Origin of the sequence: Streptomyces sp. V4I23, assembly GCF_030817975.1 — a bacterium.
Classification (GTDB): domain Bacteria; phylum Actinomycetota; class Actinomycetes; order Streptomycetales; family Streptomycetaceae; genus Streptomyces.
Genome location: NZ_JAUSZW010000004.1, coordinates 7,349,953 through 7,373,665, shown reverse-complemented (window position 1 = coordinate 7,373,665; position 23,713 = coordinate 7,349,953). Strand labels below are relative to the sequence as shown.

The window sequence follows — 23,713 nt, the reverse complement described above, 5'->3', positions numbered from 1 at the left end:
GAAAGGCTCCCGACTCCTATGGCACAGCCCTTCGAACTGCCGGACTTCTACGTGCCCCATCCGGCACGGCTCAACCCGCACGTGGAGGAGGCACGGCAGCACACGACGCAGTGGGCACGGCACATGGGGATGCTGGAGGGGTCCGGCATCTGGGAGGAGAGCGACCTCGCGGCCCACGACTACGCGCTGCTGTGCGCCTATACGCATCCGGACTGCACCGCGGAGGCGCTGAGTCTGATCACCGACTGGTACGTGTGGGTGTTCTTCTTCGACGACCACTTCCTGGAGGTCTTCAAGCGCACTCAGGACAGGGCGGGCGGCAAGGCGTACCTCGACCGGCTGCCGGCGTTCATGCCGATGGCCCCGTCCCGTGGGACGCCCGAGCCGACGAACCCGGTCGAGGCGGGCCTCGCCGATCTGTGGGCGCGCACCGTGCCCGCCATGTCGCCCGACTGGCGCGCCCGTTTCGCACGCGCCACCGAGAACCTGCTCAACGAGTCGATGTGGGAGCTCTCCAACATCAACGAGGGCCGGATCGCGAACCCTCTCGAGTACATCGAGATGCGCCGCAAGGTGGGCGGCGCCCCCTGGTCGGCCGGCCTCGTGGAGTACGCGGCCGGCGCCGAGGTCCCCGACTCCGTCGCGCACTCGCGCCCGCTGCGGGGCCTGCGCGACACGTTCTCGGACGCGGTGCACCTGCGCAACGACCTGTTCTCGTACCAGCGCGAGGTGGAGGAGGAGGGCGAGAACAGCAACGGAGTGCTGGTCCTGGAGACCTTCCTCGGCTGCACGACACAGGAGGCGGCGGAGGCGGTCAACGACCTGCTGACCTCCCGCGTCCAGCAGTTCGAGAACACCGCGCTCACCGAGGCGCCCGCCCTGTGCGTGGAGAAGGGGCTGAGCCCGGCGGAGTGCGCGGCGATCGCCGCCTATGCCAAGGGGCTCCAGGACTGGCAGTCCGGCGGCCATGAGTGGCACATGCGCTCCAGCCGCTACATGAACGAGGGCGTGGACACCCGGCCGGGGCCGCTCGACGGGGTGCTCGGCATGTCGGCTCTCGACATCAGGACGCTGTTCGGCCGCCCGGCGAGGGCTCGGCTGCGCACGCTCACGCACCGTCCCGAGCAGGTGGGGCCGTCGTGGCTGCCGGAGTTCGACCTGCCGTTCCCGCTCACGCTCAGCCTTCACCTGGACGAGGCGCGCGCCAGGTCGCTGGCCTGGGCGGGCCGTATGGGGCTGCTGAACGACATCTGGGACGAGGCGAAGCTCTCCGGTTTCGACTTCGCGCTGTGCTCGGCCGGCCTCGACCCGGACGCCACGCCGGAGGAGCTGGAGCTCAGCGCCGAATGGCTGACGTGGGGGACGTACGGCGACGACTACTACCCGCTGGTCTACGGCAGGGCGCGTGACCTCGTGGGGGCGAGGCTGTCGAACGAGCGGCTGAAGGCGTGCATGCCGGTCGACGAACCGGAGGCGGGCGCCGCCCTCGCGGTCGCCCCGATGGAGCGCAGTCTCGCCGACCTGTGGGCGCGCACGGCGGGGCCGATGTCGCCCGGTGCCCGGCAGACCCTGCGCAGAGCGGTCGACGTCATGCTGGACAGCTGGCTGTGGGAGTTGCACAACCAGGCGCAGCACCGTGTGCCCGACCCCGTCGACTACATGGAGATGCGCCGCCTGACGTTCGGGTCGGACCTGACGATGAGCCTCGCCCGCCTGCGCCACGAGGGCGAGCTCCCGCCGGAGGTCTACGCGAGCGGCCCGCTGCGCAGCCTGGAGAACTCCGCCGCGGACTACTCCTGTCTGCTCAACGACCTGTTCTCGTACCAGAAGGAGATCGAGTACGAGGGCGAGGTCCACAACGCCGTCCTGGTCGTGCAGAAGTTCTTCGACTGCGACTACCCGACGGCCGCCGCGATGACGGACGAGCTGATGCGCTCGCGGCTGCGTGAGTTCCTGCACGTCAAGGAGCACGAACTGCCCCTGCTGTACGAGGACTTGGCCCTGGACGCGCAGGCCCGGGCGGCGCTGGGCGCCTACGTGCGCGAACTGGAGGACTGGATCGCCGGCATTCTCAACTGGCATCGCAGCGTGCGGCGTTACCGTGAGGAGGACTTGCGCGGGGGTGCGGCGCCGTGGCGGCTGGGCACTCCCACCGGGCTCGGTACGTCGGCCTTCCGGCTGGGTCTGCCGGCGCAGCGCGCGAACGTACGCGTCTAGCCGCGGGCCGGGCACCGCGGAGACGGAACTGCCCGGGGCGCGCCGCCCGGGACAGTTCGATGGAGGGCGTGTCAGCCCTGCTGGAAGAGCTCGGCGGGGAGCGGCTTGAGCAGCGCGTACAGATCGTCGGTGATCGGGCGGTCCCAGCTGGCGATCGTGACGAGTACGTGGTCGCTGCGGTCGAACTGCACGCAGGAGATGCGGCTTTCGGAGAGCTTGACGCGCCGGACGATCAGGAGGTTGTCGCCCTGCATCACGGGCGTGTCCTCGACGTCGACGACCTCGACGGGCTCGTCGTTCTCCAGGGCGATGAGCAGCTGGGCGACCTCGAAGGGGATCTCGCCCTCCTCGACCTCGCGGGCGGGCGATCCCTCGGGAAGATTGCCGATGATCATCGCGGGTCCGCGGCCGCCGAACAGGTCGTAGCGCAGGAAGACGCCCTGACAGCTGCCGTCGGGGGCGGGCAGCAGACCGGCGCCGAGGTTTCCGGGCCAGTCGCCCGGGTCCATGGCCAGGACATCGAAGTCCGGACCCGCGGGTGTGGCGGCGCTGCGGCGGCGGAGAAACGACATAACCGCCATGGTACGTGTCCGCGCGGGGTCGGCCGAGTCGGGGCGGGGGCCCTGTCACGCGTGGTCAGGGACGCGTTCGCCCGCGGGCGGGCCGCGTGTCGCCGCGGGCGCGGTCCCTCCGCCGCCGGCGGGCCTTGAACGCGTACGGCCTCGGGCCCGTATCCCTGGGCGCACCCGTTGTCCGTGACCGGCACAGCGACGACGAGATCCGTACCGACAGTGAGGGATCAGCCCATGAACGACCGCATCAGTCCCGACCTGCAAGCCCTCCCCGACGGTGAGGCGGAGCTCCGTCTCGTGATCCGGCTGGCATGGGAGGACGTGGCGGCACTCGGTCAGGAGGCGGGCAGGCTCGCCGCCCGGATGCAGCGGCCGGTGAGCCTGGACGAGGCCGCGGGGCACCGGCTGCGCACCCGGTCCGCGATGCGCGCCAAGCCGGCCACGGACCCCGCCCCGCCCCTGCCGCCGGTGGCGTCGTCCGTCTCGTCGCTGGCGGCCCGCACGCCGGGTGAGCACGCCCGCCAGGCCATCGAGAAGATCAACGGCTCCGCGGGCCCGCCCCGCGACACGACGCACACGTCCGCGTGACGCGGGAGCCGGGGGCCGGGAGCCGGGGGCCGGGAACGGCGGGTCACGACGTCGGGGCGTCGTCGTCTCCCCGCGCGTCGCACGGGGCATCGTGGCCCCCGGGCCCCACGGCGGCTGGACCACCCCGCGGAGCGTCCTCCGCCCGGATCGCCGCGACCGCCGCACGGCGCCGCGCCGGGTCCGCTCGTCCAGCGGCCGGCGCGCCGGGCGCCGCGTGAGCCGGCAGGGCTCGGCCCGCGGGCATCGCTGCGGCACGGTCCGCGGCGCGGGCGTCCTGCGGTCGCTCCGGGCCGGGCGGTCAGGAGGTGAGCGTCCGGTGGCGTTCGTGGTGGCGGGCGACGCGCGCGCGGTTGCCGCACGAGGGCTTGCACCACTCCTGGCGCGGGTGCTCCTTGAGGAAGTACCGCACGCAGCGCGGTGCGTGGCAGGCTCGCAGCCGCTCGCGGTCGGGGCTCGCGAGGAAGGCGATCGCGGCGCGGGCGAGGGCGGCGGTCAGCGCCTCGTGCGCCGGAACCGTCCCGGTCGAGCGCGACACGACGACGGGAGCGGTGCCGTCGGCCCACTCGAGCCGCGGCACGACGGGCACGGTCGCCGCGGCGCCGTTGAGCCGTGCCAGGGCCTCGCCTTCAGGGAGCAGCCGCCGTGCGTCGGGGGGACTCGGCGGGCCCGGCCGCACGGCACGGGCGAACAGCGACCGAACGGCGGTCCGCAGATCGCGTACGGCGATCAGGCTCGCCTCGTCGGCGACGAAGGCCGCCGCACGGCACGGCTCCGGGGCCGGCGCCCCGGCCGTCCCCGCACCGTCGAGTGCCTCCGCGTGCCGGCGGACCCATTCGGTCAGCCCCGCCGTCTCCGCCAGATCGTCGGCCACGCCCCCGGATCCGTCGTGGCGGATCGTGAGGGCGAGGTCGAGTACGAGCGGGTGAGCGTGCGCGGCCATGCCGACCACCGTAACCCCGCTGCCGGACGGCCCACGCCGCCCGGATGGCTCAGGTCAGGTCGAACTCGCCGTCGCGTGCGTTCAGCACGAAGGCGCGCCATTCGGCGGGGCTGAAGATCAATGACGGGCTCTCGGGCCGTCCGCCGTTGCGCATCGCGATGAAGCCCTCGACGAAGGCGATCTGGACGTCGCCCACTCCCTGGCTTCCCGACTGCCAGTCGGCGCCGCTGAGATCGAGCTCCGGCTTGTCCCAGCCCGAAAACATCTGCGTGGTAGTGGTGGTGGTGCTCTCGGCCACGTCCCTGCTCCTCCCGCATCGGCTCCCGGGCCAGACTAGCGACGGCGCCCGGTCACGGACAGGGTGCGGGGCGCGCGCCGCGCGCCGCGTCAGCCGGCGGGCGGTTCCGCTCCCACGAGCCACATGGAGAAGAACTGCGACCCGCCGCCGTAGGCGTGGCCGAGCGCCTTGCGGGCGCCGTCGACCTGGTGCTCCCCGGCCCGGCCGCGCACCTGCAGCGCCGCCTCGGCGAAGCGGATCATTCCGGAGGCGCCGATGGGATTGGTGGACAGCACTCCGCCCGACGGGTTCACCGGCAGATCGCCGTCGATCTCGGTCGCACCGGACTCGGTGAGCTTCCAGCCCTCGCCCTCGGCGGCGAAGCCCAGGTTCTCCAGCCACATCGGCTCGTACCAGGAGAACGGGACGTACATCTCGACGGCGTCGATCTCACGGCGCGGGTCGGTGATGCCCGCCTGCCGGTAGACGTCGGCGGCGCAGTCCTTGCCGGCCCGGGGGGAGACGAAGTCCTTGCCCGCGAACATCGTCGGCTCGCTGCGCATGGCGCCGCCGTGCATCCAGGCGGGCTGAGCGGGGGAACGGGCCGCGCCCGCGCGGTCGGTCAGGACCATGGCGCAGGCCCCGTCGGAGGAGGGGCAGGTCTCGGAGTAGCGCACGGGGTCCCAGAGCATGGGCGACGCCTGGACCCTCTCCAGGGTGATGCCGTGTTCGTGCAGATGGGCGTACGGGTTCTTCAGCGCGTTGCGGCGGTCCTTGTAGGCGACGAGCGAGCCGATGGTGTCCGGTGCGCCGCTGCGCCGCATGTAGGCGCGTACGTGCGGGGCGAAGAAGCCGCCGGCCCCGGCGAGGAGGGGCTGCTGGAAGGGGATCGGGAGCGAGAGGCCCCACATGGCGTTCGACTCGGACTGCTTTTCGAAGGCGACCGTGAGGACCGTGCGGTGGACACGGGCGGCGACCAGGTTGGCGGCGACGAGCGCGGTGGATCCGCCGACCGATCCGGCGGTGTGGACGCGGAGCAGGGGTTTGCCGACGGCGCCGAGGGCGTCGGCGAGGTACAGCTCGGGCATCATCACGCCTTCGAAGAAGTCCGGGGCCTTGCCGATGACGACGGCGTCGATGCCGGCCCAGGTCAGCTGGGCGTCGTCGAGCGCCCGCAGGGCGGCTTCGCGGACGAGTCCGGCGATGGACACGTCACGGCGGGCGGCGACGTGCTTGGTCTGGCCGATGCCGACGACGGCCACGGGCTCATGGGGCATGTCAGGTCTCTCCTTCGAGGACGGCGACCAGGTTCTGCTGCAGGCACGGGCCGGACGTGGCGTGGGCGAGGGCCCGGTCCGACGCACCGCGGTGGATGCGGGCGGCGGCCTCGCCGAGCCTGATCAGGCCCGCGGCCATCACGGGATTGGCGGCGAGCGCTCCGCCGGACGGGTTGACCCTCACGCTGTCGTCGAGGTCGAGACTTCGCCGCAGGACGATCTCCTGCGAACTGAACGGGGCATGCAGTTCGGCGGTGTCGAGGGGCCGCTCGAACGCACCGGCGTGCCGGGCGGCCAGGCGCGTGGACGGCGAGTCGGTGAGGTCGCGCACTCCGAGCGCGTGGGCCTCGACACGGTGGTCGATGCCGCGTATCCACGCAGGCCGGGGGCACAGCCGGCGGGCCGTGTCGTCAGCGGCGAGGATCACCGCGGCCGCGCCGTCGCCGACGGGCGGGCAGTCGGCGGCCCTGAGCGGCCGCACGAGGTGCCCGCCGGCGGGAAGCTCGCCCTTGAGCTGAGCGTGAGGGTTGGCGGCCGCGTCGGCACGGCTGCGCGTCGCGACCGCGGCGAAGGCGGACTCGTCGGCGATGCCCGCGTCCACGAGCGCCTGCGCCTGGAGGGCGGCGAGGGCGACGGAGTCGGGCCACAGCGGGGCCAGGTAGTACGGGTCGAGCTGACGGCTCAGCACCGCGCGTACGTCGCCGGGCGAGGACTTGCCGTACGCGTAGACGAGCGCGGTGTCGGCCTCGCCGGTCAGGAGCTTCACCCACGCCTCGTACAGCGCCCAGGCGCCGTCGGTCTCGACGTGCGACTCGCTGATCGGCGGCCAGGCGCCGACTCCGTCGAGGGCCATCGTGAAGGAGAAGGCGCGTCCGGCGAGGTAGTCGCTGGAACCGGAGCAGGTGAAGCCGATGTCGCCCGTCGTCAGCCCCGTGCGGGTGAGGACGTCGTGGAGGACCGGCATCAGCATCTCGACCTCGGAGACGTCGTCCGTGCGACGCCGGTGGTCGGTCTGCGCGAAAGCGACGATGGCCACGTCCCTGGCGTACCGCGTCACAGCAGCTCCTTGTACGTGTCGTAGTCGGCGTCGGGTTCGCCGGCCGGCCGGTAGTGGTCGGGGTGCCGCGCGCCGTCACGCCACACCGGTTCGACGCGCAGGCCCATGCGCACCTGGTCGTACGGGATGCCTCCGATGCGCCCGTGCAGCGCCAGGTCCGCGCCGTCGAGGGCGATGTGCGCGTAGACGTAGGGCACGTCGATGTCGAGGTTCGCCGTGTGCGTGGCCTTGATGTTGACGACGCAGAAGGTGGTCACCGTGCCGCGGGGCCCGACCTCGACCTGTTCGGAGGTCGCCACTCCGCAGGTCGGGCAGGCGCCGCGGGGCGGGACGTACACCTTGCGGCAGCGCGGGCAGCGTTCGCCGACGATCCTGCGCTCGGCGAGCGCGGTGAGGTGGGCGCTCTGCGCGCGCCCGGGCGCATAGGTGTAGTCGAGCCGGGCGGGCGCGACGATGCCGGTGACGGGGTCGGGGAAGACGCCGCTGTGCGGGCGGGCGGCCGCGGGGGCGTGCGGCTCCCCGGCGTGCGGCTCGAAGCAGGCGATGTCCGTGATGGCGCCGGTGCGCTGCGCGGCCCAGCGGATGCGCACCCGCATGCCGGTGCGTACGGCGTCGGGACCGGGGGCGTCGAGGGCGTGCAGCAGGGCGGTGTCGGCGCCGTCGAGGCGGACGAGTACCCAGGCGAAGGGGGTGGCGAGGGGCTGGCCGCGCCGGGGGTCCGGGTTCCAGGCCCAGGTCGTGACGGTGCCGGTGGCCCCGACCTCGACCAGGTCGCGCAGTTCGTCGGCGGTGACGGGGTCGTACTCGACGGGCGGGACGAGCACCTTGCCGTCGCCGGTGCGCACGCCGAGGACGGTCGTCTCGCGCAGGCCGGTGAGGAAGGCGCTCTGGACGGGGCCGAGGGAACGGGTGAAGGGGAACTCGACGACGAGGGGCGCGGTGAGCACGGGGGTGGCGGTCATGAGGGTGGGCTCCTTGTTGCGGGGGGGTGGCGGGGCGGGCAGGGCCGCTGCGCGGGGCCGTTTCCCTCACCCCGGCCCTTCCCGAACCGGGGCTTCGCCCCAGGCCCCGGTACCGCGCTTCGCGCGGTGTCCTCAATCGCCGGACGGGCTGATTTCGCTCCGCGAAATCCAGCCCCGCCGGGGGCACCTCCCACGGCCGCCAGGCCGTAGGAGGAGATTGAGGCGCTGGGGCCCCACGCCCTCAGGGCGTAGGGGGCGGAGCCCCCGGTTACGGGTGGGGGCGGGGTGGGGAGACGTCACGCCCGGCGGTACACCGGCGCGCGCTTCTCCGCGAAGGCCCGCGCGCCCTCCTTCGCGTCGGCCGTGTCGAAGACCGGCCAGCCTCTCTTCAGTTCGGCGGCCAGGCCCTCCGCCTCGGTCATGTGGGCCGTCTCGTAGACGGACGCCTTGACGGCCTCCACGGCGAGCGGACCGCAGGCGTTGATCTGTTCGGCGATGCCGAGCGCGGTCTCCAGTGCGGTGCCGTCCGGTACGACCCGGCCGACGAGTCCGATCCGCAGGGCTTCGCCGGCGCTGTAGGGGCTGCCGGTGAGCAGCATCTCCAGGGCGTGGGTGTGCGGGATCTGGCGCGGCAGCCGTACGGTCGAGCCCCCGATCGGGAACAGTCCGCGGCGGACCTCGAAGAGCCCGAAGGTCGCCCCTTCGCCCGCGACGCGGATGTCGGTGCCCTGAAGGATCTCGGTGCCGCCGGCCACGCAGTGACCCTCCACCGCGGCGATCACCGGTTTGCGGGGGCGGTGGTGGCGCAGCATCGCCTTCCAGTGCAGATCCGGGTCGGCCTTCATCCGGTCCCGGTACCGCTGTCCTTCCATGCCCTGTCCGGCCAGCGCCTTGAGGTCCATGCCGGCGCAGAAGCAGCCGCCGGCGCCGGTGAGGACGACGGAGCGCACGGTGTCGTCCTCGTCCGCCCGCAGCCAGCCGTCGTACAGGCCGACGAGCATCCCCATCGACAGGGCGTTCCTCGCCTCGGGCCTGTTGAGAGTGAGCACCAGTGTGGCGCCTTCGCGCCGCACGGTGAGGTGTTCGGTACCGCCGTCTCGTCCCATGCGCGGGCCTCCCGTCCGGTGACCCGGAACAGGTTGCAGCAGGCCGGGTGCCAGTTCAAGAGTTTTCTGACAATCAGTCAGATTTGTTGTGCGGTGGGCCTTCCCCCTTGTGCCGCACGGCGCTCTAATGACGGCCGGGCCGAGTTCGCCGGCGACAGGAGGAGCGGTGGAGTACAACCTTGCCGATCTGTTCGAGTCGGTCGTCGACGTGGTTCCCGACCGCGAGGCGCTGGTGTACGTCGACCACCCCGGCACGGGCGCGGAGCGCCGCCTCACCTACGCCGGACTCGACGCGGCCGCCAACCGCATCGCCCACCACCTGCTCGACGCGGGCCTTGAGCCGGGTGAACACCTGGGCCTGCACCTGTACAACGGCGTCGAGTACCTGCAGACCGTGCTCGGCTGCCTCAAGGCACGCATCGTGCCGGTCAACGTCAACTACCGCTATGTGGAGGAGGAACTGGTCTACCTCTACCGCGACGCGGACCTGGCGGCGCTCGTCTTCGACGCCGAGTTCACCGAGCGGGTCGCCGGGGCCCTGCCCCGCACGGAGGGGCTCCGCCATCTGGTGCGGGTCGGCAGACCGCCCGAGGGTGCGCCCCGGCTGGACGCGGTGCCCTTCGCCGGCGCCGAGGCGGCCGCGTCGCCCGAGCGGGGCTTCGGGCCGCGCTCGGGGGACGACCAGTTCATCATCTACACGGGCGGGACGACCGGCATGCCCAAGGGGGTGATGTGGCGCCAGGAGGACCTGTTCTTCTCGGGTCTCGGGGGCGGCGCGCCGACCGGGGAGCCGGTGTCATCGCCCGGGGAACTGGCCGAGCGGGTCGCCGCCGGCGGCGACGGCATCACCTTCTTCCCCACTCCCCCGCTGATGCACGGCACGTCGACGCTCACGGCGTTCATCGGGTTCAACTTCGGCCAGCGGGTCGTCCTGCACCGCAAGTTCGTGCCGCACGAGGTGCTGCGCACGATCGAGCGGGAGAAGGTCACCAGTGTGTCCCTGGTCGGGGACGCGATGCTGAGGCCGTTGATCGACGCGCTGAGCGGCCCGCTGCAGGGATGCGACCTGTCGGCGCTGTTCAGCGTGTCCAGTTCGGGGGCGATCATGTCGGAGACGGTGCGTGCCCAGTTCGCGGCACTCGCCCCGAACGTGCTGCTGCTGAACAACTTCGGCTCGTCCGAGTCCGGTTTCAACGGCACGGCGACCGACGACTCGGGGCCCGAGCGGGGGTTCCGGCTCCGTGTCAACGCCCGTACGGCGGTGGTGGACCCGGCGACGTTCGAGCCGGTGAAGCCGGGTGAGCCGGGCCGCGTCGCCCAGCGCGGCCATGTGCCCCTGGGCTACTACAACGATCCCGTGAAGACGGCGGAGACCTTCTTCCGCCGAGACGGCGAGCGGTGGGTGCTGCTCGGCGACATGGCGACGGTCGACGAGGAGGGCATCGTCACGGTCCTCGGGCGCGGCTCGCAGTGCATCAACACGGGCGGCGAGAAGGTGTATCCCGAGGAGGTCGAACAGGCCCTCAAGTCCCATCCGGACGTGTACGACGCGCTGGTCGCCGGGGTTCCGGACCGGAGGTGGGGCAACCGCGTGGCGGCGGTGGTCCAGCCGCGCGCGGGAGCCGCCGCGCCGACGCTGGAGGACCTGCGGTCGCACTGCCGCGGCCGTCTCGCGGGCTACAAGATCCCCCGCCGGCTGGTGATCACGGAGGAGATCCGGCGATCGCCCAGCGGCAAGGCGGACTACCGCTGGGCACGGGCGGTGGCGTCCGCCGCGGACGACGAGGCGGCGCCGCGCGACTGACCCGCCGCCCGTCCCAGGCCTGCTGATGGTTGCTGCTCCTCCGGCGGCGGTTGCTGTTCCTCGCCAACTCAGCCTGCCGCGTGCCGCGTGAGCTTGCCGATCATCAGGAAACGGCGCCAGTTGCGGGGTGGGGCGAGGGGGCGAAGACTTGTTCGTGTAGTGCCAGTGCACCGTTGAGCCATGGAGCTCCGGTGAGCTTGGCCGCTCAGGGCCAAGACCGCAAGGCATCCGCGGGGGGCCTTCTTCTGGTCGCGTTCCTGCCCTTCCGTCAGGATCGAACGCATTCTGGGCGGTCAGTCGTCGGCGACGGTGTCGAGGATCTGCTCCCCGTTGAAGATGCCGAGCCGCTCCTGGTACAGCTCGAGCGGCACCCCGTTGGGGTCGTGCAGGTAGAGGCTCTCCTCGACCCCCCGGTCGGGCCCGACGTACTCGACACCGGCCTCGTCGAGCTTCTTGCGGGCGGCCGTGTAGTGCTGCGCGTCCACCGACAGGGCCATGTGCTGCACGCCGCCGATCGTCTCCGTGGCGGGAGGGTGTTCGTGGCCGGGGAAGTCGAAGAAACCCAGCAGGTTGTTGTTGCCGATGTCGAAGAAGAAGTGGGTCGAACCGCGGTAGTCACGGTTCTCCACGATCTCCACGAGCGGGAAGCCCAGGAACTCCTGGTAGAAGCGGATGGTCTCCTCCACGTCGCGGCAGATGAACGCCACGTGGTGGACTCCGCGTGCGGTGGTCGTGGGCCGGTCGCCCGGGGCCCGCAGGTAGCGCCGCCGCAGCTCCTCGCGGCGGGCTCGGACGGCCTCGAGTGCGGCTCCCTCTGGCTGAGGCATCGCGGACTCCTTCACCTCGGGGTGATTGCGGGATTCAACTTCTCCTCGCCATGTTCCCCGGATCCGCGGGAATACCTCCCCGCGCCCGGCCGGCACCGCCGCAATGGGTCCGTACGTACCAACCGGTCATGCGCCGATGCGGTGCGTGACCGAGGCCGGCCCGTGCGCCTGCGTCAGATGCCGAAGTCCTCCAGCGCGGCCAGGAACTCCGCCGGCCTGCTCTCGTGGACGAGATGCCCCGCCTCCACGGTGACCAGGCGCGCGCCCGGGATCCGCGCGGCGAGCGCGGCGAGCCGGTCCTGGGGGACGCTGCCGGCCGGTCCGCCGGCGATCACCAGGGTCGGGGCCTTGAGCGCCTGGAGGCGGTCCCACCAGGCGGGATCGGGCTCGTTCAGCTCGGCGTCCGTGGCGGGCACGAGCGGCCAGTCGAAGTCCAGTGGCCCCTCGGGGCGGACCGCCGGCGGCCTCGGCGGGTCGAGCGGCAGCAGCGGAGGGGTCTCCTCGACCACCAGGCGGCGTACGAGCTCCGGCCTCTCCTCGGCGAGCAGCAGGGCGGCGGCGCCGCCCATCGAGTGGCCCACGAGATCGACCGGCCCGAGGCCGAGGGCCGTGACGAAGGCGGCGAGGTCGTCCCGGAAGGCGGCGAATCCGTAGCTGCCGGGCCACTCGCTCAGGCCGTGGCCCCGCAGGTCGACGGCGTACACGCGGCGGGTGGCGGCAAGCCGCTCGGCGACGTGCGTCCAGTGGCCGCTGTTGCCGCATCGGCCGTGGGCCAGGACGACCGGCGGGGCGTCCTCGTGGCCCCACACGCGGTAGGCCAGTCGCACGCCGCCCGCCTGCACGCTGTGCACGTCCGGGTCGAGGAAGGCGGCGACGGCACGGGTGAAGGCCCCCGGGTCGTCCAGCCACGGGAAGTGCGCGGCACCCGCCTGGACGACGCAGCGGCCGTCCGGGAAGAGCGCGGCGAGTTCGGCGGCGCGGGCGGGGCGGGGGCCGCCGTCGAGTTCGCCCGCGAGGACGAGCACCGGGGCCCGCACACCGGCGAGCGCGGCCCTGACCGTAGCGGGGCCGGGGGCGCCTTCGGCGTAGAAGTGCTCGATGGCCCCGAAGTTGAACTGGCTCTCCCTGGCGGCGGCATGGGCCCGGGCTGCCTCGTCCCACCGCCCGTAGGTGAAGGGCCGGACCGCGTCCCAGATCTCGGGCGACTCCTGTCCGCTCCGCAGCGCGTCGAGTCCGGCGATCCCGGCCTCGTACCAGGGTGCGTCCGACCGCAGCAGAGCCGCTTCCCGGCGGTCCTCGGGGGTTGCCGTGATGCCGACGGCACTCGCGTCGGGTGTGACCAGGGTCAGGGACCGTACGCGCCCGGGGTGGCGGGCGGCGTAGTACAGGGCCGGGCCGGCGCCCGCCGAGTGGCCGAGCAGATCGACGCGGTCGAGGCCCAGGTGCTCGCGCAGCGCCTCCACGTCGTCGGCCTGACGGTCCCGGCGGTAGCCCGCCGGATCGGCCGGGACGGCGGAGTCACCGGTGCCACGCGGGTGCAGCAGCACCAGCCGACGGTGGGCGCCGAGGCCGCCCAGGTCGCCGAGGTAGGCGGCGGCCCGCATCGGCCCGCCGGGCAGGCAGATCAGCGGCTCCCCGCCCCCCATGGTCTCGTAGGCCAGCTCTGTCCCGTCGTACGTGCGGAAGATCCCCATGGCGTGATCATCGCCAGGTGCCCGGGCGACCGCAACGGACTTACGCGCAGAGCACAGCGCGCGCCCGCGCGGCCCGGAGCCCAGGCCCGTGCACATGCCTTGACGGACCGCGGCGCGGGCTGAATTACTGATCCCGAACAGCACGACCGAATGATCGGTCGTCCGTTTCGGGAGGGGAGGACGGCGAATGACGGACCTGCTGGACGCGGCGGAGCGTCTCGGGCGGGAGGAGCTCGAGGCGCTGCAGCTGGAGCGGCTGAGGGCGACCCTGCGCCACGCCTACGAGAACGTGCCGTTCTACCGGGAGTCCTTCGACAAGGCGGGGCTGCGTCCCGACGACTGCCGTACGCTCGCCGACCTCGCCGACTTCCCCTTCACCGCCAAGACGGACCTGCGGGACAACTACCCGTTCGGGATGTTCGCCGTCGAGCAGTCGCAGGTGCGCCGGATCCATGCCTCCAGCGGGACGACCGGCCGCCCCACCGTCGTCGGCTACACCGAGCGCGACCTGGACAACTGGGCCGACGTGGTGGCCCGTTCCCTCCGCGCGGCCGGCGCCCGCCCGGGCCACAAGGTCCATGTGGCGTACGGCTACGGGCTGTTCACCGGCGGCCTGGGTGCGCACTACGGCGCCGAGCGGCTCGGCTGCACGGTCATCCCCGCCTCGGGCGGTATGACGGCCCGGCAGGTGCAGCTCATCCAGGACTTCCGTCCCGAGATCATCATGGTCACTCCGTCGTACATGCTCACGCTCCTCGACGAGTTCGACCGGCAGGGCGTCGATCCGCGGGCGACCTCGCTGAAGGTCGGCGTCTTCGGCGCGGAGCCGTGGACGGAGGAGATGCGCCGGGAGATCGAGGAGCGGTTCGCCATCGACGCGGTCGACATATACGGACTGTCGGAGGTGATGGGCCCCGGCGTGGCGCAGGAGTGCGTGGAGACCAAGGACGGCCTGCACATCTGGGAGGACCACTTCTACCCCGAGGTCGTCGACCCGTTCACGGGCGAGGTGCTGCCCGACGGCGAGCAGGGCGAGCTGGTGTTCACCTCGCTGACCAAGGAGGCCATGCCGGTCGTCCGTTACCGCACGCGTGACCTGACCCGGCTGCTGCCCGGCACGGCGCGGGTCTTCCGCCGTATGGAGAAGGTCACCGGGCGCAGTGACGACATGGTGATCCTGCGCGGGGTGAACCTCTTCCCCACGCAGATCGAGGAGATCGTGCTGCGCACGCCCCATGTCGCTCCGCACTTCCAGCTCCGGCTGACCCGCGAGGGGCGCCTGGACGCCCTCACCGTCCGGGCCGAGGCGCGCGCCGAGGCGACCGCGGAACAGCGCACGGCCGCCGAGCGGTCGATCGCGGCGGCCGTGAAGGACGGGATCGGCGTCTCGGTCGCGGTCGAGGTGGTGGACCCCGAGACGTTGGAGCGTTCGGTGGGCAAGATCAAGCGGATCGTGGACCTGAGGGACGCGAGGTAGCACCCGGCGCTACGCCTCCGGGGCCGCACTGAACCGGTCGCGCAGTTCGCGCTTGAGGATCTTGCCGCTGGCGTTGCGCGGGAGGCCGTCCACGAAGAGGACCCTCTTGGGCGCCTTGAAATGGGGGAGCTTCTCGCGCGCGTGGGCGATCAGTTCGGCCTCGGCGATCGTCTCGCGGGCCACGACCACGGCCGTGACCGCCTCGATCCAGCGGTCGTCGGGCAGCCCGACGACCGCGGCCTCGGCGACCGCGGGGTGGGTGTAGAGGACGTCCTCGACCTGACGCGAGGCGACGAGCACTCCCCCGGAGTTGATGACGTCCTTCACCCGGTCGACGACGGTGAAGTAGCCCTCGCTGTCGCGCACGGCGAGATCCCCGGAGCGGAACCAGCCGTCGCGGAAGGCCTCCGCGGTCTCCTCGGGCTTGTCCCAGTACCCCTCGCACAGCTGCGGAGAGCGGTACACGACCTCACCCGGTGTGCCGTCCGCGGCCTCCTTGCCGTCCTCGTCGACGACCTTCGCCTCGACGAACAGCACCGGACGGCCGCAGGAGTCCATCCGGCCCTCGTGCTCGTCAGGGCCGAGGACGGTGGCGAGCGGCCCGATCTCCGACTGTCCGAAGCAGTTGTAGAAGGCGAGTCCGGGCAGGCGGTCACGCAGCCGTTCCAGAACGGGCACGGGCATGATCGACGCCCCGTAGTACGCCTTGCGCAGTGCGCCGAGGTCGCGGGTGGCGAAGTCGGGGTGGTTGGACAGGCCGATCCAGACGGTCGGCGGGGCGAACAGGCTGTCGGCGCGCCCGGCTTCCACGAGATCGAAGATCTGCGCGGCGTCGGGCACGTCCAGGATGGTGTTCTCCGCGCCGATCGCGAGGTAGGGCAGCAGGAAGACGTGCATCTGCGCGGAGTGGTAGAGCGGCAGCGTGTGCAGGGGCCGGTCGCCGGGCTCGAGGTCGAGCGCGGTGATGGCGCTGACGTACTCGTGGACGAGCGCCCGGTGGGTCATCATCGCGCCCTTGGGCAGGGCGGTGGTCCCCGAGGTGTAGAGCAGCTGGACCAGGTCCTCGGCCTGCGGCTCCCGTCCGGCATGCCGGTAGGGCCGCGGCTCGGCCAGTTCGGCGAGGAGGGAGCCGTCGGCCTCGCGCAGCGGCCGGACGGGGGGCCCGGCGGGCAGGCGGGGCGCGAGGTCCGGGTCGGCCAGGACGAGGGAGCTGCCCGACTGGCGCACGATGTAGGCGAGGTCGTCCCCGGTGAGGTTCTGGTTGACCGGCACATGGACGAGCCCGGCCCGCGCGCAGGCGAGGAAGGCGATCAAGTAGGCGTCGGAGTTGTGCCCGTAGGTCGCGACCCGGTCGCCCGGGCGCAGCCCGTGGCCGGCCAGGACCGCCGCGGCGGTGGAGACGGCGGCGTCGAGTTCGGCGTAGGTCCAGGTGCGTGCGGCGTAGCGGACGGCCGTGCGGCCGGGGGTGCGGCGGGCGCTGCGCCGTACGAGGGAGTCGACCGTGTTGTTGTGTGCCCCTGTCATGACGCGATCGTGTGCGGCCGGTGACGGTACGTCAAGGGTGCGGATACCGACCGGCCGGTTGACAGTTACCCCGCGGTACTGACTGCATGGACCAACCAGCTTGATCCGCAGCTCTGTTGGGAGGGACCTTGCTCTTCCGCACCCGTATGGGACGGCTCGCCCTGACCGGTGTCGCCCTGTTGACCGCCGCGGCCGCGCTGCCGCCTCCTGCGGCGGCCGACGACCGTGACCGGCGCCTCTCGGGCGGCGGTCTGTCCGCTGTCATCCGCTACACCGAGCACGGCATCCCGCACATCGTGGCGAAGGACTACGCGGACCTCGGCTTCGGCACCGGCTGGGCGCAGGCCGCCGACCAGGTGTGCGTCCTCGCCGACGGCTTCGTCACGGTGCGCGGCGAACGTTCGCGCCACTTCGGCCCCGACGCGGCACCGGACGGTTCGCTGTCGTCCGCGACGAAGAACCTCTCCAGCGACCTGTACTTCCGCGGCGTACGTGACGCCGGCACGGTCGAGAACCTGCTCGCCACTCCGGCACCGGCCGGGCCCAGCCGTGAGGTGAAGGAGCTGATGCGCGGCTGGGCGGCCGGCTACAACGCCTGGCTGGCGCAGAACCGCGTCACCGATCCCGCGTGCCGCGACGCGGACTGGGTGGCCCGGTGACCACGCTGGACGTCGCCCGGCGCGGCTTCGCCGTCGCGGTGCTCGGCGGTCAGGGCCGCGGCATCGAGGGCATCACGGCGGCGCAGCCGCCGGGCGGGACGGCGGGCCGGGCGTCGGCCGCGCCCGGCGCCGAGGACACGGCGGAGGCGGCCCGGGAGCTCTTCGCCGCCGAGAACGCCGACATGGGCTCCAACGCGGTCGCGTTCAGCGGGGAGGTGACCGCGAACGGGCGGGGCCTGCTGCTCGGCAACCCGCACTATCCCTGGCAGGGCGGCCGCCGCTTCTGGCAGTCGCAGCAGACGATCCCCGGCGAACTGAACGTCTCGGGCGCGTCGCTGCTCGGCACGTCGGTCGTCAACATCGGCTTCAACGACAAGGTGGCGTGGAGCCACACCGTCGCGACGGGCGTCCCGCTGAATCTGCACCAGCTGAGCCTCGATCCGGCCGACCCCACCGTCTACCTGGTGGACGGGAAGCCGGAGCGGATGACGAGACGGACGGTCACCGTGCCCGTCCGGAACGGCGATCCGGTCACCCGCACGCAGTACTGGACGCGGTACGGGCCGGTCCTCACGTCGCTGGGGGCGTCGGTGCCGCTGCCGTGGTCGCGGACGACCGCGTACGCGCTCCACGACCCGAACGCACGGAATCTGCGCGGCTCCGACACCGCGCTCGCGTTCGGCAGGGCCCGCTCGACCGACGACATGGCCGAGGGCCTGCGGCGTACGCAGGGCCTGCCGTGGGTGAACACGATCGCCGCCGACTCGGCCGGACATTCGCTGTTCACGCAGTCCCAGGTCCTCCCCCGCATCACGGACGACCTGGCGCAGCGGTGTTCCACCCCGCTCGGGCGGGTGACGTATCCGGCGTCGGGTCTGGCCGTGCTGGACGGGTCGCGGGGCGAGTGCGCGCTGGGCAAGGACGCGGACGCGGTGCAGCCGGGCGTCTTCGGTCCCTCGCGGATGCCGCTGCTGCGGGACACGGCGTACGCCGAGAACTCCAACGACAGCGCCTGGCTCGCCAACGCGGACCGGCCGCTGACCGGCTACGAGCGGGTCTTCGGGAACGTGGCGACGCCTCGGTCGCTGCGGACGCGCGGCGCGGTGGAGGACGTGGCCGCGATGGCCGGACGGGGCGGGCTCACGGTGGCCGATCTCCAGCGGCAGCAGTTCGCCAACCGGGTGCCCGCGGCCTCGCTCGCCCTCGACGACACCGTGCGCGCCTGCCGACGGCTCACGGCCGACCTGGCGGAGGCGTGCGACGTGCTCGACCGCTGGGACGGGGCGGCGGACACCGGCAGCCGGGGCGCGCTTCTCTTCGACCGGTTCTGGCGGGCGCTGACCGCGTCGGTGCCGGCGTCCGAGCTGTGGAAGGTCCCGTTCTCCGCGGCCGACCCGGTCGCGACGCCGAACACGCTGAACACCGATGCGCCCGGTTTCGCGAAGGCGCTGTCGGGCGCGGTGGCCGAGCTGCGGGCGGCGGGCATGGCGCTGGACGCGCCGCTCGGGCAGCACCAGTTCGTCGTACGGGGCGGGAAGCGGTTCCCGGTCCACGGCGGCACGGAGGCGCTCGGCGTGTGGAACAAGATCGAGGCCGGCTGGAACGCGGCGGCCGGCGGTTACTCCGAGGTGGTGCACGGGTCCAGCCACGTCCAGGCGGTGGGCTGGGACGACGGGCGCTGCCCGGTGGCGCGGACGCTGCTGACGTACTCGCAGTCGTCGAATCCGCTCTCCGAGCACTACCGGGACCAGACGGAGCTGTTCACGGACGAGCGGTGGGTGACCTCACGCTTCTGCGAGCGCGACATCATGCGGTCGCCCGAGCTGGAGGTGGTGCGGGTGCGCGAACGCGGGTGAGCCGTCCCGGCCGCCGGGGCGTTGCGGCGTCCCGGCGGCCTGGGGACTGACGGCGAGGAACGCGTGGGCGGCGAGGAACGCCAGGTGCCCCGGGGCTCGTCACACCGGGCGGTCGTGGCCCCGCCAGTACGGGTCACGCAGCCGGCGCTTGTAGAGCTTGCCGTTCGGGTCGCGGGGCATCGTCGTCACGAAGTCGACGGACCTGGGGCGCTTGTAGGCGGCCAGTCCGCTCGCGCAGTGGGCGAGGATGTCCGCGGCGAGGGACGCGTCCGGGATGTGGCCGTCCGCCGCCTCCACGACGGCCTTGACCTCCTCGCCCCAGTCCGCGTGCGGGATGCCGAACACGGCGGCGTCGGCCACAGCCGGGTGCGTGAACAGCACCGACTCGATCTCGGCCGGGTAGATGTTGACCCCGCCCGAGATGATCATGTCGATCTTGCGGTCGCGCAGGAAGAGGTAGCCGTCCTCGTCGAGATACCCGAGGTCGCCGACGGTGAAGAAGTCGCCGACGCGGTTCCTCGCCGTCTTCGCCTCGTCCTTGTGGTAACTGAAGCCCCCCGTCGTCATCTTCATGTAGACCGTGCCGACCTCCCCCGGCGGCAGGCGCTTCCCGTCGTCGTCGAGCACGGCCAGCTCACTGATGGGCCACGCCCTCCCCACGGTGCCGGGCTTCCTCAGCCAGTCCTCGGCCGTCGCGAAGGCTCCGCCGCCCTCGCTCGCCGCGTAGTACTCCTCGACACAGTTCCCCCACCAGTCGATCATGGCTCGTTTGATGTGGTCCGGGCAGGGCGCGGCACCGTGGACGGCGTGGCGCATGGAGGAGACGTCGTAGCGCTTCCTGACCTCGTCCGGCAACGCGAGGAGCCGGTGGAACTGGGTGGGCACCATGTGGGTGTGCGTGCAGCGGTGGGCGTCGATGAGCCGCAGCATCTCCTCGGGCGCCCACTTGTCCATCAGGACGAGCGGATGTCCGATGTGCAGGGACGCCGTCGCGAACTGCAGCACGGCCGTGTGGTAGAGCGGCGAGCAGACGAGATGGACGTTCCCGTCGTACGGCTTGATCCCGAAGATGCCGAGGAACCCGCCGAGGTGCGTCTCCTCGGGCGTCCTTCCGGGCAGCGGCCGGCGGATCCCCCGGGGGCGGCCGGTCGTGCCGGAGGTGTAGTTCATGACCCAGCCGAGCGTGCGGTCCGCGGGCGGGGTCTCCGGCTGCCCGTCGAGCAGGTCGGCGTAGGGGCGGAATCCGGCCACTTCGCCCACGGCATAGCGGCGGCCCGCGGGCAGCTTCGCCTCGTCGGCGGCGGCCGTCGCCGCATCGGCGAAGCGTTCGTGCGCGATGAGGACTTCGGTACCGGAGTCGGACACGATCCAGGCGATCTCCGGGCCGACCAGGTGGTGGTTGACGGGGACGAGGTAGAGCCCGGCCTGGGCCGCGGCGAGGGCCGCGGTGACCAGTTCGGCGCCGTTGGGCAGGACCACGGCGAAGGCGTCGCCGCGCCGCAGCCCGGCCGCCCGCAGCCCGTGGACGAGCCGGTTGGCGGCGGCGTGCAGCCGTCCCGCCTCCCACTGCTCGCCGTCGGGGCAGGTCAGGACGGTGCGGCCGGGGTCGGCGGCGGCCTGTGCCCAGAAGCCGCCCCGGGTCCTGAGCGCGCCCGGATGGTGGGGCGCGCCCGGGACGCCCGGCTCCTGCGTCCCGCCCGGTCCGCCTGCGGGGTGGGTCATGACCGGCTCCTTCCTGCGATGCGGTTGATGCGGTCGACGGCACGCTCGAAGCCGCGGGTGAGGTCGTCGAAGACCTCCTGGACGGGGCGTTCGGCGTTCATACGGCCGACGATCTGGCCGACCGGCGTGCCGAGCAGCGGCTCGACCTCGTACCGCTGGATGCGGGAGACGGCGTCGGCGACGAGGAGGCCCTGCAAGGGCATGGGCAGCGGGCCGGGACCGGCCGGGTCGTCCCAGGCGTCGGTCCACGCGGTGCGCAACTGGCGGGCGGGCTTGCCGGTCAGGGCGCGTGAGCGGACGGTGTCGCCGGAGCCCGCGGCCAGCAGTTTGGCCGTCAGCGCCCGGGAACCGAGCCGGGCTTCGGTGGTGGTGAGCCACAGCGAGCCGAGCCACACGCCCTGCGCGCCGAGCGCGAGACCGGCGGCGATCTGCTCGCCGCTGCCGATGCCGCCCGCGGCGAGCACGGGCAACGGAGCGACGGCGTCCGCGACTTCGGGAGTGAGCACCATGGAGGCGATTTCGCCGGTGTGTCCGCCTGCCTCGTACCCCTGGGCGACGACGACGTCGATCCCCGCCTCGGCGTGGTGGCGGGCGTGCCGGGCACTGCCCGCGAGCGCGGCGACGAGGGCGCCGTGGTCGTGGGCGCGCTCGACGACGTCGGCCGGCGGGGAGCCGAGGGCGTTGGCGAGCAGGCGGACGGGGCGGTCGAAGGCGACGTCGAGCTGGCGGCGGGCCACATCCTCCATCCAGCCGGTGATGCGCCAGCCGGACCTCTCGCCCTCGGCGAGTTCGGGGACGCCGTGCTCGGCGAGGGTGTCGCGGACGAACTGCCGGTGCCCTTCGGGGATCATCGCCTCCGCATCGGACTCGCTCACGCCCTCGACCTTCCTGGCGGGCATGACGACGTCGAGGCCGTACGGCTTGCCGTCGGTGTGGTCGTGGAGCCAGTCGAGGTCGCGTGCGAGGTCGTCGGGCGCCGTGTAACGGACGGCGCCGAGGACGCCGAAGCCTCCCGCTCGGGAGATGGCGGCAGCCACCGCGGGAAACGGCGTGAAGCCGAAGATGGCGTGCTCGATGCCCAGTTGTCTGCTCAGCTCCGTCTCCATGGGCGCAGGATGCCGCAGGCCGCCGGACGAGGGAAGACATTTTCTGATGGATCGTCAGATTCTTTGGGGTGGTTGACACTCCACCGGTCCGGCAAGAAAGTTTCACGTGGCGCGGAAGATCCGAAAGATACTTTCAGGAAGGATTCCGTATGACCGAGGACGCAGCGGACAGAGGGAGCAGGGCGATCAGCCGGAGGAGACTGGGCAGCGGCCTGCTGGCGCTGGGCGGAGCGCTCACCCTCGCGTCCGTCCCCTTCGCGGCGCCGGCCACGGGTGCGCCCCTGGGTCCCGCTTCCGGTGGCGGCGGAGGGCCCGCCCACCGGCCGACGTTGCGGCGCGGCACCCCGGAGCGCGCCGGGCTGCTCGCCCCGCATCTCGACCGTCTCGTCACCGACGCCGAGTCGTTCCTGCGCCCGTCCCCCAAGCATCCCTGGTACGCCGGGGCGGTGCTGCTCGCCGGGCGGGGCGGCACGGTCGCCCTGCACCGGGCCATCGGGAAGGCGCTGCGCTACTCCTCGTACGACGAGGTGACCGACACGGCCGTGGAGCTGCCCGCGGACCAGCAGATCCCGATGGCCGAGGACACCGTCTTCGACCTGGCGTCCGTCTCCAAGCTGTTCACCTCGATCCTCGCCGTGCAGCAGATCGAGCGCGGCGCCCTGGCACTGGAGACGGCGGTCGCCTCGTACGTGCCCGAGTTCGGCGGCGCGGGCAAGCAGGACATCACCGTGCGGCAGGTGCTCACCCACACCTCCGGCCTGCGGGCCTGGATCCCGCTCTTCAAGGAGCCCACGCAGGAGGGCCGGCTGCGCCTGCTGTGGAACGAGGCCCCGGCGAACGCCCCCGGCACCCGATACCTCTACTCCGACCTGAACCTGATCGCGCTCCAGCTCGTCCTGGAGAAGATCACCGGTCGCACTCTGGACACCCTGCTCCACGACGAGATCACCGCTCCGCTCGGCATGGACCGCACCCGCTTCAACCCGCCCGCCGAGTGGAAGCCGCAGATCGCCGCGACCGAGGACGCCCGGCTGCCCTGGTCGGGGCTGGAGCGGGGACTGGTGTGGGGGGAGGCCCACGACGAGAACGCGTACAGCTTCGGCGGCGTCGCGGGCCACGCCGGTGTCTTCTCCCGCGCGTGGGATCTCGCGATCCTCGCCCGCACCCTGCTCAACGGCGGCCTCTACGGCCGCTCCCGCATCCTCGCGCCGGAATCCGTCGAGCTGATGTTCACCGACTTCAACACGGCGTTCCCCGGCGACGAGCACGGCCTCGGCTTCGAGCTGCACCAGCACTGGTACATGGGCGCCATGGCCACGCCCCGGACCGCCGGTCACACCGGATTCACCGGCACCAGCCTGGTTCTCGACCCGACCACCGACTCGTTCCTGGTCGTCCTCGGGAACTCCGTCCACCCCGTTCGCAGTTGGCGTTCGGGCAGTGCGCCCCGCGTGGCGGCCGCCAACAACCTCGCGCGCGCCGTCGCCGTACGTCCGGCGCACGGGCGCACCGCCTGGTTCGGCGGCATGGCGGGCGCCACGACCGCCACTCTCACCCTGCCACCGCTCGGGCCCGCGGCAGGACGGCTCGGCTGCTTCCTGTGGTGGGACACCGAGCCCGGCGCGGACCGGGTGTTCCTGGAGGCGTCGGCGGACGGCGGGACGAGCTGGCGGCCGGTGCCGTTCACGACCACGCACCCCGACGAAGGGGAGCAGCAGCATCCCGCGGGCACGGCGACCGGCTGGTCGGGGCGCGTCTGGCACCGGTTGTCGGCGGACCTGTCGGCGTGGCGCGGCGCGGAGGTACGCCTGCGCTGGCGGTACACCACGGACCGGCTCTACGTCGGGCGCGGGGTGTACGTGGACGCGATGCGCGTGGACGACCAGCACGGCCGCACGCTCTTCGACGAGGCGCGCCCCTCGGACGCCGCGCGGATCGAGGCGGTCGGCTGGGCGCCGTCCCGCGACTGAGCGACGGGCCGCGCGCGGTCTCCCACGGGCGGCGCGGTCCCGGGACCGAGACATCGGCCGCGCGCCGTCCGGACCGGC

General features: G+C 72.6%; 17 protein-coding genes and 1 pseudogene. 6 read left to right on the top strand and 12 right to left on the bottom strand.

Going from position 1 to position 23,713, the window contains the following annotated elements; translation table 11 throughout:
• Positions 1–18: 18 nt before the first annotated feature.
• Complete coding sequence (locus QFZ82_RS35895) at positions 19–2,217, top strand: terpene synthase family protein (RefSeq protein ID WP_307717104.1); 2,199 nt, start codon at positions 19–21, stop codon at positions 2,215–2,217.
• Between the two features lie 71 nt (positions 2,218–2,288).
• On the opposite strand, the gene QFZ82_RS35890 is transcribed toward QFZ82_RS35895, so the two are convergent.
• The gene (locus QFZ82_RS35890) at positions 2,289–2,789 is read right to left on the bottom strand and encodes a hypothetical protein (RefSeq protein WP_307717103.1); all 501 of its coding nucleotides are present in this window, start codon (positions 2,787–2,789) and stop codon (positions 2,289–2,291) included.
• Positions 2,790–3,023: 234 nt separating this feature from the next.
• On the opposite strand from QFZ82_RS35890, the gene QFZ82_RS35885 reads away from it, so the two are divergent.
• Complete coding sequence (locus tag QFZ82_RS35885; protein WP_307717102.1) at positions 3,024–3,377, top strand: hypothetical protein; 354 nt, start codon at positions 3,024–3,026, stop codon at positions 3,375–3,377.
• Positions 3,378–3,675: 298 nt separating this feature from the next.
• Here the strand turns inward: QFZ82_RS35885 and QFZ82_RS35880 are convergent, their stop codons facing one another.
• The 6 genes from QFZ82_RS35880 to QFZ82_RS35855 form a co-directional block, all read right to left on the bottom strand.
• Positions 3,676–4,317, bottom strand: coding sequence for an ABATE domain-containing protein (locus QFZ82_RS35880; protein ID WP_307717101.1), 642 nt, complete (start codon positions 4,315–4,317; stop codon positions 3,676–3,678).
• Positions 4,318–4,366: 49 nt separating this feature from the next.
• Entirely contained in the window at positions 4,367–4,582 is a 216-nt protein-coding gene (locus QFZ82_RS35875; protein ID WP_307717947.1) for a DUF397 domain-containing protein, read from the bottom strand.
• 122 nt (positions 4,583–4,704) lie between these two features.
• The gene (locus tag QFZ82_RS35870) at positions 4,705–5,871 is read right to left on the bottom strand and encodes a thiolase domain-containing protein (protein ID WP_307717100.1); all 1,167 of its coding nucleotides are present in this window, start codon (positions 5,869–5,871) and stop codon (positions 4,705–4,707) included.
• 1 nt (position 5,872) lies between these two features.
• A complete protein-coding gene (locus QFZ82_RS35865; RefSeq protein WP_307717099.1) occupies positions 5,873–6,928 on the bottom strand; it encodes a thiolase domain-containing protein in 1,056 nt (351 codons plus the stop codon).
• Positions 6,925–7,890, bottom strand: a complete 966-nt coding sequence (locus tag QFZ82_RS35860; protein ID WP_307717098.1) for a Zn-ribbon domain-containing OB-fold protein — start codon at positions 7,888–7,890, stop codon at positions 6,925–6,927. The genes QFZ82_RS35865 and QFZ82_RS35860 overlap by 4 nt, the downstream gene beginning before the upstream one ends.
• A 296-nt stretch (positions 7,891–8,186) precedes the next feature.
• A complete protein-coding gene (locus QFZ82_RS35855) occupies positions 8,187–8,996 on the bottom strand; it encodes a crotonase/enoyl-CoA hydratase family protein (protein ID WP_307717097.1) in 810 nt (269 codons plus the stop codon).
• A gap of 166 nt (positions 8,997–9,162) precedes the next feature.
• On the opposite strand from QFZ82_RS35855, the gene QFZ82_RS35850 reads away from it, so the two are divergent.
• Entirely contained in the window at positions 9,163–10,800 is a 1,638-nt protein-coding gene (locus QFZ82_RS35850; RefSeq protein WP_307717096.1) for an acyl-CoA synthetase, read from the top strand.
• 293 nt (positions 10,801–11,093) lie between these two features.
• On the opposite strand, the gene QFZ82_RS35845 is transcribed toward QFZ82_RS35850, so the two are convergent.
• Positions 11,094–11,627 (bottom strand): VOC family protein, encoded by a 534-nt coding sequence (locus QFZ82_RS35845; protein ID WP_307717095.1) that lies wholly within the window; start codon positions 11,625–11,627, stop codon positions 11,094–11,096.
• 173 nt (positions 11,628–11,800) lie between these two features.
• Positions 11,801–13,321, bottom strand: a complete 1,521-nt coding sequence (locus QFZ82_RS35840) for an alpha/beta fold hydrolase (RefSeq protein WP_307717094.1) — start codon at positions 13,319–13,321, stop codon at positions 11,801–11,803.
• A gap of 187 nt (positions 13,322–13,508) precedes the next feature.
• Between QFZ82_RS35840 and paaK the strand changes: the two genes are divergently transcribed.
• Positions 13,509–14,798, top strand: coding sequence for a phenylacetate--CoA ligase PaaK (paaK, locus tag QFZ82_RS35835; protein WP_307717093.1), 1,290 nt, complete (start codon positions 13,509–13,511; stop codon positions 14,796–14,798).
• 9 nt (positions 14,799–14,807) lie between these two features.
• Here the strand turns inward: paaK and QFZ82_RS35830 are convergent, their stop codons facing one another.
• Positions 14,808–16,322 carry an acyl-CoA synthetase gene (locus tag QFZ82_RS35830; RefSeq protein WP_307717092.1) on the bottom strand — a complete coding sequence of 505 codons (1,515 nt, stop codon included), beginning with the start codon at positions 16,320–16,322 and terminating at the stop codon, positions 14,808–14,810.
• Positions 16,323–16,468: 146 nt separating this feature from the next.
• Here QFZ82_RS35830 and QFZ82_RS35825 point away from each other — a divergent pair.
• Positions 16,469–18,837: pseudogene (locus tag QFZ82_RS35825) on the top strand (penicillin acylase family protein).
• Between the two features lie 99 nt (positions 18,838–18,936).
• Here the strand turns inward: QFZ82_RS35825 and QFZ82_RS35820 are convergent.
• The gene (locus QFZ82_RS35820) at positions 18,937–20,559 is read right to left on the bottom strand and encodes an acyl-CoA synthetase (protein ID WP_307717091.1); all 1,623 of its coding nucleotides are present in this window, start codon (positions 20,557–20,559) and stop codon (positions 18,937–18,939) included.
• Positions 20,556–21,665, bottom strand: coding sequence for a nitronate monooxygenase family protein (locus QFZ82_RS35815; RefSeq protein ID WP_307717090.1), 1,110 nt, complete (start codon positions 21,663–21,665; stop codon positions 20,556–20,558). The genes QFZ82_RS35820 and QFZ82_RS35815 overlap by 4 nt, the downstream gene beginning before the upstream one ends.
• A gap of 149 nt (positions 21,666–21,814) precedes the next feature.
• Between QFZ82_RS35815 and QFZ82_RS35810 the strand changes: the two genes are divergently transcribed.
• Positions 21,815–23,635, top strand: a complete 1,821-nt coding sequence (locus QFZ82_RS35810; RefSeq protein ID WP_307717089.1) for a serine hydrolase — start codon at positions 21,815–21,817, stop codon at positions 23,633–23,635.
• Positions 23,636–23,713: the final 78 nt, after the last annotated feature.